Source organism: Pseudomonas sp. CFBP 13711, from assembly GCF_014842265.1.
Taxonomy (GTDB): domain Bacteria; phylum Pseudomonadota; class Gammaproteobacteria; order Pseudomonadales; family Pseudomonadaceae; genus Aquipseudomonas.
The window spans coordinates 281,876-299,207 of the sequence record NZ_JACYVI010000003.1 but is presented as its reverse complement, the minus strand read 5'-3'; the positions used below and the strand labels follow the sequence as shown (position 1 = coordinate 299,207).

Annotated in this window: 17 protein-coding genes; 15 read left to right on the top strand and 2 right to left on the bottom strand. The window is 62.4% G+C overall.

The genetic code is table 11. The features are described from left to right. The first annotated feature begins 9 nt into the window (after positions 1 to 9). Genes cydP through IFT47_RS08405 form a run of 5 tightly spaced genes read left to right on the top strand, consistent with a single transcriptional unit; the run spans position 10 to position 3,383 of the window. On the top strand, positions 10 to 207 hold the full coding sequence (gene cydP / locus IFT47_RS08425) for a cytochrome oxidase putative small subunit CydP (RefSeq protein ID WP_172612680.1): 198 nt from the start codon (positions 10 to 12) through the stop codon (positions 205 to 207). Further along, a complete protein-coding gene (locus IFT47_RS08420; protein WP_192172398.1) occupies positions 204 to 1,796 on the top strand; it encodes a cytochrome ubiquinol oxidase subunit I in 1,593 nt (530 codons plus the stop codon). Before cydP ends, IFT47_RS08420 begins: the two co-directional genes overlap by 4 nt. Before the next feature lie 10 nt (positions 1,797 to 1,806). After that, positions 1,807 to 2,949, top strand: a complete 1,143-nt coding sequence (gene cydB, locus IFT47_RS08415; RefSeq protein WP_192172399.1) for a cytochrome d ubiquinol oxidase subunit II — start codon at positions 1,807 to 1,809, stop codon at positions 2,947 to 2,949. 25 nt (positions 2,950 to 2,974) lie between these two features. Next, positions 2,975 to 3,091: a cytochrome bd-I oxidase subunit CydX gene (gene cydX / locus IFT47_RS08410; RefSeq protein WP_065988546.1), complete on the top strand. Its 117-nt coding sequence runs from the start codon at positions 2,975 to 2,977 to the stop codon at positions 3,089 to 3,091. Next, the gene (locus IFT47_RS08405) at positions 3,081 to 3,383 is read left to right on the top strand and encodes a cyd operon YbgE family protein (RefSeq protein WP_192172640.1); all 303 of its coding nucleotides are present in this window, start codon (positions 3,081 to 3,083) and stop codon (positions 3,381 to 3,383) included. The genes cydX and IFT47_RS08405 overlap by 11 nt, the downstream gene beginning before the upstream one ends. Before the next feature lie 5 nt (positions 3,384 to 3,388). Here IFT47_RS08405 and IFT47_RS08400 read toward each other — a convergent pair whose 3' ends face one another. Then, positions 3,389 to 4,681: an MFS transporter gene (locus tag IFT47_RS08400; RefSeq protein ID WP_192172400.1), complete on the bottom strand. Its 1,293-nt coding sequence runs from the start codon at positions 4,679 to 4,681 to the stop codon at positions 3,389 to 3,391. A 303-nt stretch (positions 4,682 to 4,984) separates the two neighbouring features. On the opposite strand from IFT47_RS08400, the gene IFT47_RS08395 reads away from it, so the two are divergent. The 8 genes from IFT47_RS08395 (at position 4,985) to pstB (ending at position 13,158) form a co-directional block, all read left to right on the top strand. Beyond that, entirely contained in the window at positions 4,985 to 5,608 is a 624-nt protein-coding gene (locus IFT47_RS08395) for a glutathione S-transferase family protein (protein WP_192172401.1), read from the top strand. A 39-nt stretch (positions 5,609 to 5,647) separates the two neighbouring features. Continuing rightward, positions 5,648 to 7,705, top strand: coding sequence for a 2Fe-2S iron-sulfur cluster-binding protein (locus IFT47_RS08390; protein WP_192172402.1), 2,058 nt, complete (start codon positions 5,648 to 5,650; stop codon positions 7,703 to 7,705). Between the two features lie 29 nt (positions 7,706 to 7,734). Beyond that, a complete protein-coding gene (locus tag IFT47_RS08385) occupies positions 7,735 to 7,938 on the top strand; it encodes a hypothetical protein (RefSeq protein ID WP_192172403.1) in 204 nt (67 codons plus the stop codon). Positions 7,939 to 8,138: 200 nt separating this feature from the next. Beyond that, a complete protein-coding gene (bla, locus tag IFT47_RS08380) occupies positions 8,139 to 9,029 on the top strand; it encodes a class A beta-lactamase (RefSeq protein ID WP_192172404.1) in 891 nt (296 codons plus the stop codon). Positions 9,030 to 9,418: 389 nt separating this feature from the next. Continuing rightward, entirely contained in the window at positions 9,419 to 10,438 is a 1,020-nt protein-coding gene (gene pstS, locus IFT47_RS08375; RefSeq protein ID WP_192172405.1) for a phosphate ABC transporter substrate-binding protein PstS, read from the top strand. Between the two features lie 70 nt (positions 10,439 to 10,508). Next, positions 10,509 to 11,504 (top strand): phosphate ABC transporter permease subunit PstC, encoded by a 996-nt coding sequence (gene pstC, locus IFT47_RS08370; RefSeq protein WP_192172406.1) that lies wholly within the window; start codon positions 10,509 to 10,511, stop codon positions 11,502 to 11,504. After that, the gene (gene pstA, locus IFT47_RS08365) at positions 11,501 to 12,379 is read left to right on the top strand and encodes a phosphate ABC transporter permease PstA (RefSeq protein ID WP_192172407.1); all 879 of its coding nucleotides are present in this window, start codon (positions 11,501 to 11,503) and stop codon (positions 12,377 to 12,379) included. The genes pstC and pstA overlap by 4 nt, the downstream gene beginning before the upstream one ends. Next, positions 12,379 to 13,158, top strand: coding sequence for a phosphate ABC transporter ATP-binding protein PstB (pstB, locus tag IFT47_RS08360; protein ID WP_122623165.1), 780 nt, complete (start codon positions 12,379 to 12,381; stop codon positions 13,156 to 13,158). The genes pstA and pstB overlap by 1 nt, the downstream gene beginning before the upstream one ends. 256 nt (positions 13,159 to 13,414) lie before the next feature. Here the strand turns inward: pstB and IFT47_RS08355 are convergent, their stop codons facing one another. Next, entirely contained in the window at positions 13,415 to 14,338 is a 924-nt protein-coding gene (locus IFT47_RS08355; RefSeq protein WP_192172408.1) for a LysR family transcriptional regulator, read from the bottom strand. A 349-nt stretch (positions 14,339 to 14,687) separates the two neighbouring features. On the opposite strand from IFT47_RS08355, the gene IFT47_RS08350 reads away from it, so the two are divergent. Together IFT47_RS08350 and IFT47_RS08345 are read left to right on the top strand one after the other, a co-directional pair. Next, positions 14,688 to 15,488, top strand: coding sequence for a glucose 1-dehydrogenase (locus tag IFT47_RS08350; RefSeq protein ID WP_192172409.1), 801 nt, complete (start codon positions 14,688 to 14,690; stop codon positions 15,486 to 15,488). After that, positions 15,481 to 17,331 carry a glycoside hydrolase family 15 protein gene (locus IFT47_RS08345; protein ID WP_192172410.1) on the top strand — a complete coding sequence of 617 codons (1,851 nt, stop codon included), beginning with the start codon at positions 15,481 to 15,483 and terminating at the stop codon, positions 17,329 to 17,331. The genes IFT47_RS08350 and IFT47_RS08345 overlap by 8 nt, the downstream gene beginning before the upstream one ends. Position 17,332: the final 1 nt, after the last annotated feature.

The window sequence follows — 17,332 nt, the reverse complement described above, 5'->3', positions numbered from 1 at the left end:
GTCCTCAACATGCCCGGTCCTTTCGACTTCCTCAAACACCCCCTGGCCAAAGACATCAGTCTGATCCTCCTGATCAAACTCGTCCTGCTCATGGGCATCCGCAGCGTCTGGTTCGACGCCCCGGTCGAAGTCAAGGACGACGGCGTGCAAGCCGGCCTGCACCTACTGAGCACCCCATCCGCACCCTCTGAGAAAAACCCAAAATGATATCGGAATCAGTCGTCGACCTCTCCCGGCTGCAGTTCGCGATGACCGCGCTGTACCACTTCCTCTTCGTCCCCCTGACCCTCGGCATGACCTTCCTGCTCGCCATCATGGAATCGGTCTACGTCATGACCGGCAAGCAAGTCTACAAAGACATGACAAAGTTCTGGGGCAAACTGTTCGGCATCAACTTCGCCCTCGGCGTCACCACCGGCCTGACCATGGAATTCCAGTTCGGCACCAACTGGGCCTACTACAGCCACTACGTCGGCGACATCTTCGGCGCGCCGCTGGCCATCGAAGGGATGATGGCGTTCTTCCTCGAATCGACCTTCATCGGCCTGTTCTTCTTCGGCTGGGACCGCCTGACCCGCGTCCAGCACCTCACCGTCACGTGGCTGGTGGCGATCGGCTCCAACATGTCAGCGCTGTGGATCCTCATCGCCAACGGCTGGATGCAGAACCCGGTCGGCGCCGAGTTCAACTTCACCACCATGCGCATGGAACTCACCAGCTTCAGCGACCTGCTGTTCAACCCCGTCGCCCAGGTCAAGTTCGTCCACACCGTGGCGTCCGGCTACGTCACCGGGGCGATCTTCGTCCTGGCGATATCCAGCTGGTACCTGCTCAAGGGCCGCGACATCGCCTTCGCCCGGCGTTCGTTCGCCATCGCCTCGGCATTCGGTATGGCCTCGATCCTGTCGGTGATCGTGCTGGGTGACGAATCCGGCTACGAGATCGGCGACGTGCAGAAAACCAAGCTGGCCGCCATCGAAGCCGAATGGGAGACCGAACCGGCCCCGGCAGCGTTCACCTTGTTTGGCCTGCCCAATCAGGCCGAGCAGCGCACCGACTACGCGGTCAAGATTCCGTACGTGATGGGCCTCATCGCCACCCGCTCGGTGGATAAACAGGTCACCGGGATCAAGGACCTGGTCCGTGAACACGAAGGTCGCATCCGCAAAGGCATGACCGCCTACGACCTGCTCGGCCAGCTGCGCGGGGGCGACAAGAGCGAGCAGACCCTCGACGCTTTTAATGCAGTGAAGAAGGACCTTGGCTACGGCCTGCTGCTTAAGAAGTACACCGACAAGGTGGTCGACGCCAACGAGCAGCAGATCAGACAGGCTGCGCTGGATTCGATCCCCCAGGTGGCCTCGATCTTCTGGACCTTCCGCGTGATGGTGCTGAGCGGGATGCTCATGCTGCTGTTGTTTGGCTGTGCCTTCTGGGCCTCGGCGCGCAAGAACGAGACCCGCAAGCGCTGGCTGCTCAAGTGGGCGGTGTTCAGCCTGCCGCTGCCGTGGATTGCCACCCAGACCGGCTGGTGGGTCGCCGAGCATGGCCGTCAGCCCTGGTCCATCGGTGAAGTGCTGCCCGTGCACCTGTCAGCCTCGACCCTGTCGGCGGGGGATGTGCTCGGTTCGATTGTGGCGCTGGTCGGCTTCTACACCGTCCTGCTGATCATCGAGATGTACCTGATGATCAAGTTCGCCCGACTCGGCCCGAGCAGCCTGCACACCGGTCGCTACCACTTCGAGCAAGGCGCGCCCGGCAACGCTGCCCACGCCAAACACCCGGCCCTGGCCTGAGGAATCCCCGATGTTCGATTACGAGACACTGAAAATGATCTGGTGGGTGCTGGTCGGCGTATTGCTGATCGGCTTCGCCCTCACCGATGGCTTCGACCTGGGCGCGGCGATGCTGATGCCCTACGTCGGACGCAGCGACACCGAGCGGCGCGTGGTCATCAACACCATCGCCCCGCACTGGGACGGCAATCAGGTCTGGCTGATCACCGCCGGCGGCGCGCTGTTCGCGGCCTGGCCGCTGGTGTATGCCGCTGCGTTTTCCGGTTTGTACTGGGCGCTGCTGCTGGTGCTGTTTGCGCTGTTCGTGCGCCCGGTGGGGTTCGACTACCGCAGCAAACTGGAAAACACCCGTTGGCGGCAGAGCTGGGACTGGGGCCTGTTTGTCGGGGGCGTGGTGCCGTCGCTGGTCTTCGGCGTGGCGTTCGGCAACCTGTTGCTGGGCGTGCCGTTCCAGTTCGACGACACCCTGCGCTCCAGCTATCACGGCAACTTCTGGCAGCTGTTGAGCCCGTTCGGCCTGCTGGCTGGCGTGGTCAGCCTGAGCATGCTCGGCCTGCACGGCGGCAGCTGGCTGATGATGCGCACCGAAGGCGCCATTGCCCGACGCTCACGCCGCGCGGCGCAGTGGCTGTCGCTGCTGTTCCTGCTGTCGTTCATCGGCGCCGGCGTGTGGCTGTTGCTCGGCGGCATTCAAGGCCTGGCGATCACCTCGGCGTTCGAGGCCGGGGCGGCGCTGAACCCGCTGGCGAAAACCGTGACAGCCAGCAACCACGGCTGGATGGCGAATTATCAGCAGCACCCGCTGACGGTCATCGCGCCATTGCTCGGAATTTTCGGTGGCTTGCTGGCCTTGCTCGGCGCCAGTGCGGGGCAGGGCAGAACGGCGTTCCTCGGCAGCAGCCTGGCGATCGTCGGCGCGCTGTGCACCGCCGGTTTTGCGTTGTTCCCATTCGTCATGCCCTCGAGCCTGGACCCGGCGTCGAGCCTGACCGTGTGGGACGCCGTTTCCAGCCATAAAACCCTGATGATCATGCTGATCGCGGCGTCGATTTTCGTGCCGTTGATCCTCTGCTACACGCTGTGGTGCTACGCCAAGATGTGGGGCAAGGTCACCACCGCGCACATCGACCACAACGCCCACGGCCTGTACTGAGCCACGTTTTAGAGGAGAGACAATCATGTGGTATTTCGCCTGGATTCTCGGCGTGTTGCTGGCTTGCAGCTTCGGCATCATCAATGCGCTGTGGCTGGAGTCGTCCGACGCCGCGGCGCTGGAGAGCGGCCGTGACCGCTGAAGCGCTCAACGCGCCCTTCAGACACGCCATCGGCCGGGCATTGTCCCTGCTGATGGCCGTACCCCTGAGCCTGGTGCTGCTGATTCACCCGGCGTCGATGCTCGATGCCAACGGCCATTACTCCCACAGCCTGCTGATGCTGATCATGTGGGGCGTGGCCGGGGGGTTCGTCCACGGCGTCGGTTTCGAGCCGCAGGCGATGGCCTGGCGGGTGGTGTTTCACCCGCTGCTGGCCTGGGCGCTGATGGCCGTCGGCTATGGGATGTGGCTGACCGCGCGGCAGTGGCTTTAAGCCGTTTACGCAGTAGCAGCCCTGGTCGACTTCACGGGCGGCACGATGGACAGCGCGATCAACGCCGCAATGGCGCACAGCAGGCCGGAAATGAAAAACGCCGGCAGGTAGGTGGCGAAATGCGTGCGGGTCCAGCCGGCGCCGAAGGCGGCAAAGGCGGCGCCCAGTTGATGGCCGGCGAACACCCAGCCAAACACGATATTGGCGCGTTCTGCGCCAAATCGCTGGGCAGTCAGCTTCACGGTGGGCGGTACTGTGGCGATCCAGTCCAGCCCGTACAACAGGGCAAACACCGACAACCCGAACACGGTGAAATCCAGAAACGGTAGCAGCACCAGCGAAACGCCGCGAAAGCCGTAGTACCAGAACAGCAGCCAGCGATTGTCGAAACGGTCCGACAGCCAGCCGGAACCGATGGTGCCGAAGAAGTCGAAAATCCCCATCACCGCCAGCATTCCGGCCGCCGTGGTCGCGGCCAGGCCGTAATCGCCGCACAGACTGATGAAGTGGGTCTGGATCAGGCCGTTGGTGCTGGCGCCGCAGATAAAAAACGTCATGAACAGCACCCAGAGCGTCCAGGTTTTCGACACGTCGCGCAGCACTTGCAGCGGGGTGATCAACAGCTGAACGAAGGTCTGGGTGCTCGCGGCTACGGGCTGGATGTCCTCATCGCCGTAGAGCGGCAGTTGCAGATCGGCAGGGCGGTTGCGCATCAGCGCCAGCACCGCGACGCCGGCAATGACGATGGCCGTGCAAATGCATGCCAGCGCCGTGCGCCAGCCGAAATGCTCGGTCATGTTCGCCAGCAGCGGCATGAACACCAGTTGGCCCGTGGCAGAACTCGCCGACAGCAAGCCCATTGCCAGCCCGCGATGTTTTGAGAACCAGCGCGTCGCGACGGTGGCGCCGAGCACCATCGCCGTCAGCCCTGTGCCGAAGCCAACCACCACGCCCCATAGCAGCACCAACTGCCAGAACTGCGTCATGAACAGCGACAAGACCATGCCGCTGGCGACCAGCGTCAGCGCGGTCAGCACCACCTTGCGCACGCCGAAGTGATTCATGAACGCGGCGGCAAACGGGCCGACCAGACCGAACAGGGCAAAGCGAATCGCCAGCGCCGAAGAAATCTCGGCGGTGTCCCAGCCGAACTCCGCTTGCAGTGGCCGGATGAACACACCCGGCGCGCCCACGGCGCCGGCCATGACCAGCATGGTGAGGAAGGTGACGGCCAGGATCACCCAGCTGTAGTGAATGCGACGGCGCGACAGCGAAGCCGCCAGAACGGACGAAACCATGGAAATTCACCAGAGAGCAGAGCAGTTGGATGATGGCTGTACTCCAATATGAACGCTCAGCCATCAGGCCTCCGTCAAGGGGATATTTCTGAATGTTGCAGATAGGGGAGGCGCGAGCCGTGTGAGCGGCTCAAACAGCGGGATTCGACGCCCGGCATTTCACCCCGTGAAACAGTGGATTGCTTTTTCTGGTCATTCTCCAATTCAGCGGTCAGGCCCACTATTCATTCCACCAGCGCGGCCCACCATTGCGGCACCGCCGCCCCACGCTGAGTTGATTCACTTGCCCCAGGAGCCCACCCCATGACCGCCATCACGCTCTATCACTTCCCGCTGTCCGGCCACTCCCACCGCGCCGAGCTGATGCTGTCGCTGCTGGGCCTTGATCCGAAGATCCAGTTTGTTGATCTGGCCAAGGGCGAGCAGAAAAAGCCGGAATTCCTCGCCATCAATGCCTTCGGCCAGGTGCCGGTGATTGATGACAACGGCGTGATCGTCGCCGATTCAACGGCGATCCTGGTGTACCTGGCGAAGAAGTACGACCCGTCGCGCCGCTGGCTGCCGAATGATCCCGAGGGCGCGGCGCAGGTGCAGCGCTGGTTGTCTGCCGCCTCCGGCGCGATTTATCTGGGCCCGGCGCGGGCGCGGCTGATCACGGTGTTCGGCGCGGGCTTCGATCCGAAAGACACGATCCAGCGGGCCCACGACGCGCTCCACGTCATCGATCAGCACCTGAACGGCCGCGACTTTCTCGCCACTGATCACGCCACCATTGCCGACGTCGCCGCCTACAGCTACATCGCCCACGCGCCTGAAGGCAACGTGTCGCTGGACGAATACGGCAACGTGCAGGCATGGCTGGCGCGCATCGAAAACCTGCCGGGCTTCACGCCCATGCCACGCACGGCAGCAGGCCTCGTCAAGTAATTCTCAGTAAGTTCTCAGTGATCCCAGGGAGTTCGCGCCATGAACGAGATTCGCACTGAAATACCTTCGCCATGGCATTCCGGCGAGCGCGCGCTGCAGGCCAAAGTCGGCGTTGCAGAGCGCATGGAAACCCTGGGCAAGCGCGTCATTCGTGACTACATGCCCGATCAGCACCGTGAGTTCTACGAGCATCTGCCGTACCTGATTCTCGGCGCCGTCGACAATGAAGCCTGGCCGTGGGCGACCCTGCTGGACGCCCAGTCGGGGTTTATCCAGTCACCCGACGCCAGGCAGCTGCACATCGCCCGACGACCCGACGCCGAAGACCCGGCCGGCGCCGAGTTCACCCCGGGCGCGGCGGTGGGCATGCTCGGCATCGACCTGCACACCCGCCGTCGCAACCGCATCAATGGCCACATCAGCGATGTGTGGGAAAACGGTTTTTCCGTGAGCGTCGAGCACTCGTACGGCAATTGCCCGCAGTACATTCAGCTGCGGGCGCTGAAGCAGGTGCCGCTCAAAGCTGTGGCGGAGCGTCCCCCGTTGCAGCGATTGACCGCGCTGGATGACGCCGCCATCGCCACCATTCGTGGCGCCGACACCTTCTTCGTCGCCAGCTATGTCGACCTTGAGGGCGCCCAGCCCCAACGTTCGGTGGACGTGTCCCACCGTGGCGGCCAGGCCGGGTTCGTGCGGGTGGAGGGCGATGTGCTGACCATCCCGGACTTCGCCGGCAACCTGTTTTTCAATACGCTGGGCAATTTCCAGGTCAATCCAAGGGCCGGTCTGCTGTTCGTCGATTTCCAGACCGGCGAGCTGTTGCAGGTGGCGGGCACTGTCACGCTGATCCTCGACGGGCCGGAAATCGCTGCATTTCAGGGCGCCGAGCGGCTCTGGCAGGTGCGGGTGGAACAGGTGGTGCGTCGTCCGGCGGCGTTGCGCTCGCGCTGGGAATTCCAGGGCTGGTCGCCGAACAGCCTGATGACCGGCGACTGGCAGCAGACCGCCGCGCGCTTGCAGGCCGATGCCCTGCGCGATCAATGGCGGCCCCTGCGGGTGACGCGGATCGAGGACGAAAGCGACGGCATTCGTTCGTTCTATTTCGAGCCTGCCGACGGCGCCGGGTTGCCCGCGTTCAAGGCCGGTCAACACCTGCCGCTGCGCCTGTCCCCGGACGTTCGCACGCCGCCGCTGATACGCACCTACAGCCTGTCCAGCGCGCCGTCCGATGGATTCTTCCGCATCAGCGTCAAGCGCGACGGACTGGCCTCGGCGTACCTGCATGACCACGTCAGCGTTGGCGATCTGCTCCAGGCGCGGTCACCCCAGGGCAGCTTTGTGGTGGATCCGCAGGAGCGCCGTCCGCTGGTGCTGCTGGGGGCGGGCATCGGCGTCACGCCCATGCTGTCGATGCTGCGAGAAGTCATCTACGAAGGCAAACGGGTGCGGGGAGGGCGGGCGACCTGGTTCATCCAGAGTGCCCGTCGTCTGGCCGACCTGGCGTTTCGCGAAGAAGTGGACACACTCATTGCAAAGGCTGGCGACCAGCTGACAGCGATCCGCGTGCTGAGCCAGCCGGAAACGTCGGCGCGGGTGGGTGAAGACTTCCACCTGACCGGCCGCATTGACCTCGATCTGCTCAAGGCGCTGCTGCCGTTCAACGACTTTGATTTCTATGTGTGCGGGCCGGCGGCATTTACCCAGGCGATCTACGACGGCCTGCGCGGCATGCACATTCGCGATGAGCGCATTCATGCCGAGACCTTCGGCCCGTCCAGCCTCAAGCGCAGCGGTGATTCACAGGGAGTTGCCTTCGAGCAACCGCCCGCCGCCACCGAAGCAGTGCCGGTGGTGTTCGAACGCTCCGCCAAGGAAGCGCGCTGGCAACCCGCCGGCGGCACTTTGCTGGAACTGGCCGAGAGCCGAGGACTGAGCCCGGAATTCAGCTGTCGCGGCGGATCCTGTGGCACCTGCAAGACCCGGCTCATCAGTGGCCAGGTGCATTACCCGGTTCCGCCCGCTGAAAGGCCGGCGCCGGACCACGTGCTGATCTGCTGCGCAGTCCCGGCTTCAGGGCCGTTGGTGCTCGATCTGTAACCATCCATGCGTGTGCGGGAGAGACGGCGATGAACCCATGGCCAGCGTTCGAGAAAGAGGAAACCCCGATGCCTTATCAGGCCACCGAGCAGGAGATCTCCTGGTTGTTGCCGCAGTCGCTGGCGTCCCTGGCCGGCGAGCTTGCGGCGAGCCACGAGCCCGTAGACACGCCGGCGACCCTTCGGCTGTTTATGTGGGTGCGGTCGATCCCGGCCTTCAAACGATCGCACTGAAGGCAACGTGGGAAGGGCGATGAGGGCGCGGGCCGATGATTGTGCGTGTTTAGCGGCTGATGGTTGAAATGTCCCGCCGTCTGGCCGGATGATGTGCGCCGGTTTGCCCACCGTTCGCAGCGGCTCAGCGGCGGCTCGTCCCATTGGGGTGAGTGCCATGATCCGTGCGGCGCTCGTTGCCCTTCACAAGGACGTTCATCTTGATCACCCGCAGAACCCTCATCGGCGCGTCGTTGCTGGCTGTGCCCACGTTGTTGAGTCTTCCTTCATTCGCTTTCGAGCGGCGCTCGGAGCCTTCTTCTGATCGAGTCATCCAGCAGCAACTGGCCGACCTTGAACGTCGTCACGGCGGCCGGCTGGGGGTTGCCATTCTGGACACGGCGAGCCAGCGCCTGATCAGCCATCGTGGCGATGAACGCTTTGCCCTGTGCAGCACCTTCAAATGCCTGGCCGCCGCCCATGTGCTGGCGCGGGTTGATCGAAAGCAGGAGGACCTGTCGCGGCGCATCGTCTATTCCGCTGAGCAACTAGTGCCGTATTCACCGACCACCGAGCTGCACGTGGGCGGGCAGGGGCTGAGCGTCGGTTCGCTGTGCGAGGCGGCGATGACACTGAGCGATAACACCGCCGCCAACCTGCTGCTCGACAGCATGGGCGGTCCCGAAGGTCTGACGGCCTGGCTGCGATCAGTAGGCGATACGCAAACCCGCCTCGACCGGCGCGAGCCCGAGCTGAATGAAAACCGGCCGGGTGACCCGCGCGACACCACCACGCCCGTCGCCATGCTGCAGACCCTGAAGACGCTGGTGCTGGGTGAAAAACTGACACTGGCCTCGCGCGATCAATTGACGGCTTGGCTGGTGAACAATCAGACCGGCGACAAAAAGCTGCGCGCCGGCGTCCCTGCCCGTTGGCGTGTGGGCGACAAGACCGGTTCAGGTGCCAACAACGCCAGCAACGACGTTGCGGTGATCTGGCCCGGCGAACGGCCGCCTGTTCTGGTGACGGCGTATTACACCGGATCGAAAGCCAGCGGTGATCAGATCAACGCACTGATGGCCGATATCGGGCGACTTGCCGCTGGGGTGTAGGGCGAGCGTCGAGGTGTATCGAGGCGAGTCGTAAAATCTCGATACACATTGCCCTCGATGGATCGGTTGCGCCGTACGGCCGGAGAACTCCGCCAACGTCTCACACAGCCCTGTGCCGCCCCAGACGCCGCTCAATTGCCACAAATCTGATGCCTTGATGCCGATATGTGGCGCATTGATATTAAATTCCCTTCAGCTAGACAACCTCAGCCTTAGCCAACAAAACCGGGCACTTCAGCTTTACACGCTGTAGGAAATGGCTGACAGACGCCTCCGTTTTGGCGCGTGGTCTCAAGACTGTCATCAAACAGAAATGTTTCCAGTTTTAAATCTGCCTCGGGTCTTCAACTGTGACCACACACACAAAATTCTCTTGTTGAGGTATTGCCGTGATTCTGCTGACTAAAAAACGCCTGTCGCTTCTGATGGCTTCGATGTGCCTGTCGGGTATGGCACACGCCGTTGATGTGACGGGCGCTGGTTCGAGTTTCGTATTCCCGGTTATCTCCCAGTGGTCGCAGGACTACAGCAAAACTGCTGACAATCGCGTGAACTATCAGTCGATCGGTTCGGGCGGCGGTATCGCCCAGATCAAGGCTGCCACCGTAGACTTCGGCGCGTCCGACGCCCCGATGTCCGCTGAAGACCTCAAGGCCGGCGGCCTGGGTCAATTCCCAAGCGTCATCGGCGGTATCGTTCCAGTCGTCAACCTCGAAGGCGTCAAAGCCAACGACGTGAAATTGAGCGGCCAGGTCCTGGCCGACATCTTCCAGGGCAAAATCACCAAGTGGAACGACCCTGCGATCGTCAAACTGAACGATGGCGTGAAACTGCCTGATACCAACATCACTGTCGTTCACCGTTCGGACGGCTCTGGCACTTCGTTCAACTTCACCAGCTACCTGACCAAAGTCAGCGACGCATGGAAATCCGGTCCAGGCACTGGCTCGGCTGTTCAATGGCCAGTGGGCGTGGGCGGCAAGGGTAACGAAGGTGTGGCGGCTTACGTAAAACAGATCAAGGGCTCGATCGGTTACGTTGAATACTCCTACGCCACCAAGAGCGACATCGCTTTCACTCAACTGCAGAACTCTGCAGGCGAGTTCATCAAGCCTGACGCCAAAGCTTTCGCCGCAGCGGCTGACACGGCTGATTGGGACAACGCCAAAGACTTCAACCTGATCATGACCAACGCGCCGGGCAAGACGGCATGGCCGATCACCGCGACCACCTGGATCATCATGTACAAGCAACCGAAGAACGCCGAGAAAAGCGCGGCTGCTTTCGACTTCTTCAAATGGTCCCTTGAAAAAGGCCAGAGCGCCGCTGAAAAACTGGAATACGTACCTCTGCCTGCATCGCTGGTCAGCAAGATCGAAGACTACTGGAAAACCGAGTTCACCAAGTAACTCGACGTAATCCGGCTAACCCCTGTCACCGAGCGCTCGGTGGCAGGGTTTCCTTGCGAGTGGACCTACCATGAATGAGAACACCCAATACATGTCCGCTGTGATTCCGGATGCACTATCCGAGAGCGAAAAACGCGCGGCCCGCGATCACCGACACGACGCCTGGTTTCGGCGCACGATGCTGGGAGCGGCTCTGTTGGTGCTGCTGTTGCTGGCGAGTATCGCCGGCTCGACACTCTGGGGCGGTGCCCTGGCGTTCAAGACCTTTGGCTTCGAATTTCTTACCAGTACCGAATGGGATGTGGTCAACGGCAAGTTCGGCGCGCTGGTGCCGATCTACGGCACGCTGGTCACCTCCTTTCTCGCGCTGCTGATCGCCGTTCCGGTGAGCTTCGGCATCGCGGTTTTTCTGACTGAAGTCGCACCGCCCTGGTTGCGCATGCCCATCGCTTCGGCGGTGGAACTGCTCGCGGGCATTCCTTCGATCATCTACGGCATGTGGGGCCTGTTCGTGTTCGGCCCGTTCATGGCGCAATACATGGCCCCGTGGATCAACGACAACCTCGGCGCGCTGCCGCTGATCGGCCCGGTGTTCCAGGGCCCGCCACTGGGTATCGGCATGCTCACCGCCGGCATCGTGCTGGCGATCATGATTATCCCGTTCATCACCTCGGTCATGACCGAAGTGTTCCGCAGCGTGCCCATTGCCCTTAAAGAGTCGGCGTACGCACTGGGCGGCACGACCTGGGAAGTGGTCTGGGACATCGTCCTGCCTTACACCCGCTCTGCGGTGGTCGGCGGTGTGTTCCTGGGCCTGGGCCGTGCGCTCGGCGAAACCATGGCGGTGACCTTCGTGTTGGGCAACGCCCACCAGTTCTCCGCATCGCTGATGATGCCGAGCAGCTCGATTGCTTCGGTGATTGCCAACGAGTTCAGCGAGGCCTACACCGACCTGCACCGTTCTGCGCTGATCGCCCTGGGCTTCCTGCTGTTCGTGGTTACCTTCATCGTGCTGGCGATCGCCCGTCTGATGCTCTCTCGTCTGTCGCGCAAGGAGGGTCTATGAGTAAGGCCGATAACGAAAACCTGTACCGCGCCCGCGCGATCAAGAACAGGATCGCGATGGTCCTGAGCTGCGCCGCGACGGCCTTCGGCCTGTTGTGGCTGGTGTGGATTCTGCTGACCACGATCGTCAACGGGTTCGAAGCGCTGAACCTGCGTCTGTTCACTGAAATGACCCCGCCACCGGGCTCATCGGGCGGTCTGGCCAACGCCTTTTACGGCAGCATCCTGATGTCCGGCATCGGCCTGCTGATCGGCACGCCGATCGGTTTGATGGCCGGTATCTGGCTGGCAGAGTTTGCACGCAACACCAAGCTGGGCAATGCGGTGCGCTTTATCAACGACATTCTGCTGTCGGCGCCGTCGATCGTGCTCGGTCTGTTCGTGTACACCGCGGTGATCCTGCCCCTCAGCGCCGTGACCAACCATCAGGTCGGTTTCTCGGCCATCGCCGGCGCCCTGGCCCTGGCGCTGCTGGTGATCCCGGTGGTGGTGCGGACTACCGACGAAATGCTCCAGCTGCAACCCTCGACCATGCGCGAAGCCGCGCTGGCGCTGGGTGTGCCTCAGTGGAAGCTGACGCTGCAGATCGTCCTGCGTGCGGCCAAGGCCGGCGTCGTGACCGGCATCCTGCTGGCGCTGGCGCGCATCACCGGCGAAACCGCGCCGCTGCTGTTCACCGCCTTTGGTAACCAGTTCTGGAGCAGTGACCTGCTCAAACCGATCGCAAGCGTGCCTGTGGTGATTTTCCAGTACGCGATGAGTCCGTTCGATGACTGGCATTCCCTGGCCTGGGCCGGCGCTTTGATTATGACCATGTTTGTACTGGTACTGAGCCTCAGTTCCCGTCTTCTCCTTTTGCGCAATAGGGCGTCCTGATGAACAACCTTTCCCTCGCCGACGAAAAAACCAAAATCCAGGTACGCGGTCTCGATTTCTACTACGGCGCTCAGCGTTCGCTGAAATCGGTCGACATGATCATCCCCGAGAAGCGCATCACCGCGATCATCGGCCCGTCCGGCTGCGGCAAGTCCACGCTGCTGCGCGTGTTCAACCGCATTTACTCGATGTACCCGAAACAGGAGGCCAAAGGCGAAGTGATGCTCAACGGGGAGAATATTCTCGCTCCCGGTTACTCGATGAACCGCCTGCGCAGCAACGTCGGCATGGTGTTCCAGAAGCCGGTGCCGTTTCCGATGTCGATCTACGACAACATCGCCTACGCGGTGCGTCACCACGAAAAACTCTCCCGTCGCGAGATGGAAGAGCGCGTCGAGCAGGCCCTGCGCGGCGCGGCGTTGTGGGATGAAGTGAAAGACAAGCTCAAGCAGAGCGCCCAGAGCCTTTCCGGTGGTCAGCAACAGCGTCTGTGCATCGCCCGCACCATCGCGCTGCGTCCGCAAGTGCTGCTGCTGGATGAGCCGACTTCAGCCCTCGACCCGATCTCCACCGGTCGCATCGAGCAACTGATCACCGAGCTCAAAGAGCAGTTCACCGTGATCATCGTCACCCACAACATGCAACAGGCCGCGCGCTGCTCGGACTACACCGCGTTCATGTTCATGGGCGAACTGATCGAACACGGCGACACCGACACCATCTTCACCAAGCCGTCCAAGACCCAGACCGAGGATTACATCACCGGTCGTTTTGGCTGAGTGGAAATATCGCTGGCGCTGCAGGAGGTCTTAGTGGGACTGGCTTTAGCCGGGAAGTGGCCGGTATAGACGCCACAATCTTGTGCTGTCACCGCCGACGCTTTCCCGGCTGAAGCCGGTCCCACATTTGATCGCGGATTATCTGTAGGGCTGGCTTTAGCCGGGAACGCATCAGGGGCTACACCGCAAATTTGATGGCGTCCAAACCGGCCTCTTCCCGGCTGAAGCCGGTCCTACTATGGGAAAGCGTCGAGCATTACGGCGCGGCGCTCGAAGCGCCGGCATCCCCCATGAACGCCTCAAGCCGCTTGCGCAGCCAGCGTTCGGCGGGGTCGGTGTCCATGACGCTGAGCCAGACCATCGACAGCTCCAGATTCGGCGTCACGAACGGCAGCGGTTCGCCGCGCAGACCGGTTCGGGCCATGGCCCGGGTCAGGTGATCCGGCAAATTGCACAGCAGATCCGTCCCCTCCATCAACGCCGGCAACGTGCTGTATTGCGGCACCGACAGCACGGCGGTGCGCTTGCGCCCGATCGCGGCGAGCCACTCATCCGCAAAGCTCGAAATGTTCGCCACGTGGGAAACCACGACGTGGGGCCGGGTGCAGTATTCATCCAGGGTGATCGGCTCAGGCGACGAATCGGCCCGCACCACCATCGGCTGCACGCTGCGCAGCAGTTTCCGCTTGGCGTTGGCCGGCAGCTCACGGGTCAGGCAAACGCCAACGGTGATGTCGCCGGACATGAGCAATTCCGAGACATTCCAGAAATTGACCTGCTTGATCACCAGCACGATGCCCGGCGCTTCTTCACGGATGGCGCGCAGCATCGGCGGCAGCAGGCTATATTCGACGTCGTCCGACAGACCGATGCGGAAGGTCATGTCGCTGCTGGCCGGGTCGAATTCCCGCGTGAGGCTCAGGGCGACGGACATGGCGTCCAGCGCCGGCGACAGGTGACTGATGATCTCGTTGGCCCGCGCCGTGGGTTCCATGCGGTGACCGACGCGAATGAACAGCGGATCGTTAAACAGCGCACGCAGGCGGTTGAGGGCGGCACTGATGGTGGGTTGACCGAGGAACAGCTTCTCGGCGGCGCGGGTCACGTTACGCTCTTGCATCAAGGTCTCGAACACCACCATCAGGTTGATGTCGGCCTTGCGCAGCTCATTGCGATTCATACATCGTCCCCGTTACCCGACATTCGTCACCCTTCTTTAGAGGTCTGCGACAGATGGACGCAGTTTATGGAGCACGGTCGTTCGGCGTCCAGCCTTCCCGGCTAAAGCCAGTCCCACTGAATATACGCATGCGCTTGGTGGGACCGGCTGGACCGCGAATTGTAGGACCGGCTTCAGCCGGGAAGAGGCCAGTTCGGGCGCCCTCGATTTTGCGGTGTGACCACTCAAACCTTGCCTGCCAACGCCACCGCACGCAGCGTTTTTGCCATTGGGGCGAACCTTTCCCGATGAACTTCAGCAGAACCCCATGAGTCAGCATTAAAACGCTCACCATGAGGCTCTACATTCCATGCAGATTTCCTTGAAAGGCCAGGTCGCCCTCGTCACCGGCGCCAGTTCCGGACTGGGTGCCGGCGCGGCGAAAGGGCTGGCGGCGTCCGGCGCGGCAGTGGTCGTCAACTACCATTCGCAACCCGAACCCGCGCAGAAGCTCGCGCAAGAAATCATCGACGCCGGCGGCCAGGCCATCGCCATTGGCGCCGACGTGTCCAACGAGCAGGACGTGGAAAGGCTGTTCGCCGAGACCCTGAAGGCGTTCGGCCGTCTGGACATCCTCGTCGCCAATTCCGGGCTGCAGAAGGATGCCGCCTTCGCCGACATCACCCTCGAGGACTGGAACACCGTCATCAATGTCAACCTGACGGGTCAGTTTCTCTGCGCGCGCGCTGCAGTGCGGCAGTTCGCCAAACAGGACATCCGCCCCGAGGTGTCTCGCGCCCTGGGCAAGATCATCCACATGAGCTCGGTGCATCAGGTCATCCCGTGGGCCGGCCACGTTAATTACGCCGCGTCGAAAGGCGGCGTCGATCTGTTGATGCGCAGCATTGCCCAAGAGGTCGGCGAGCAGCGCATCCGCGTCAACAGCATCGCGCCGGGGGCGATTCGCACCGCCATCAACACCAAGGCCACCAGCGGCGACGCCGAGAAGAAACTGCTGGAGCTGATCCCCTACGGTCGGGTGGGCGAGGCCGATGATGTGGCCAACGCCATTGTCTGGCTGGCCTCGGATGCCTCCGATTATGTGCATGGCACGACGCTGTTCATCGACGGCGGCATGAGCCTCTACCCGGAGTTCCGCAACAATGGCTGAACACACCCCGAACCCCGATGAGCAGACCCAGCAAGAACCGCAGAACGCTATCGAAAACCACGGAATCATTGGCGACATGCGCAGTGCGGCGCTGGTCGCCGACACCGGCAGCATCGACTTCTGCTGCTGGCCCGACTTCGACAGCCCGAGCATCTTCACCGCGCTGCTGGACACCCCTGACGCTGGGATTTTCCAGCTGGCGCCGATCCTACCGGACGCTCGTCGCCAGCAGCTGTACCTGCCCGAAACCAACGTGCTGATGACGCGCTGGATCGCCCAGGACGCCGTCGTCGAAGTCACTGACCTGATGCCCATTGCTTCTGAAGTCGACAACCTGCCGCGCCTTATCCGCCGCATCCATGTTCGTCACGGCCAAACGGCGGTGCGCATGCTCTGCCGGGTGCGCCACGATTACAGCCGCGCTGATACGACCGCGCAGATGGACGGCGAGGACATCCGTTTCGAGGCCGAAGGTCAGCCGGCTATGCGTTTGGCGGCGACCACCGCATTGACCCTTGAAGGCCAGGCCGCGGTGGCCGAGTTCGAGATGAAGCAGGGTGATGTCGTCGAGTTCATGCTCGGCGGCGCCGATGATCCGCTGGTCAAAGCCACCAACTGCGACTGCGATTTGAAAAACACCGTCAATTACTGGCAGCACTGGAGCCGGCATTCCAATTACCGCGGCCGCTGGCGTGAAGTGGTCAATCGCTCGGCCCTGGCGCTCAAGCTGCTCACCTCGCGCAAGCACGGCGGCATTGTCGCTGCGGCGACCTTCGGCCTGCCGGAAGAAGAGGGCGGCGAGCGCAACTGGGACTACCGCTACACGTGGATCCGCGACGCCTCCTTCACCGTCTACGCCTTCATGCGCCTGGGTTACACCGAAGAAGCCAATGCCTTCATGCATTGGGTCCGTGAGCGCATGGGCGACTGCTGCGAAGACGCCAACAAGCTTGGCATTCTCTATGCGCTGGACGGCCGCGAAGAATTGCCCGAAGAAGAACTGGATCACCTCAGCGGCTACGGCGGCGCGTCGCCGGTGCGCATCGGCAACGAGGCCTACAAGCAGACTCAGCTGGACATCTACGGCGAGCTGCTCGACGCGGTGTACCTGGCCAACAAATACGGCGAGGCCATTTCCCACGAGGGCTGGAAGCACGTCACGCGGCTGGTCAATGAGCTGTGCGAAACGTGGAACAGCAAGGACGTCGGGATCTGGGAAATGCGCGGCGACGATCAGCATTTTCTGCATTCGCGGCTGATGTGCTGGGTCGCGCTGGACCGGGCGCTGCGGCTGTCGCTGAAACGTTCGCTGCCGGCGCCGTTCGAGCGCTGGGACCGGGAGCGTCAGGCCATCCATGACGACATATGGGAAAATTTCTGGGACGCCGATCTGGGTCATTTCGTCCAGCACAAGGGCAGCAAGAACCTCGATGCGTCGATGTTGCTGATGCCACTGGTGCGTTTCGTCGGCGCCAGTGATCCGAAGTGGCTAAAGACCCTGGACGCCATCGAACGCACGCTGGTGCGCGACGGCATGGTCTTCCGCTATCGCAACGACGATGACCATCAGGACGGCCTTGAAGGTGAGGAAGGCGCGTTCGTGGCCTGTTCGTTCTGGTACGTCGAGTGCCTGGCCCGCGCCGGGCGTGTGGAGCAGGCGCATCTGGAGTTCGAGCAATTGCTGCGCTATGCCAACCCGCTGGGGCTGTACGCCGAGGAGTTCGACGCCCACGGCCACCATCTGGGCAACACGCCGCAAGCCCTCAGCCATCTGGCGCTGATCAGTGCGGCGAGTTTTCTGGATCGCAAACTCGAAGGCAGCCAGACCCTCTGGCAGCCCTGAC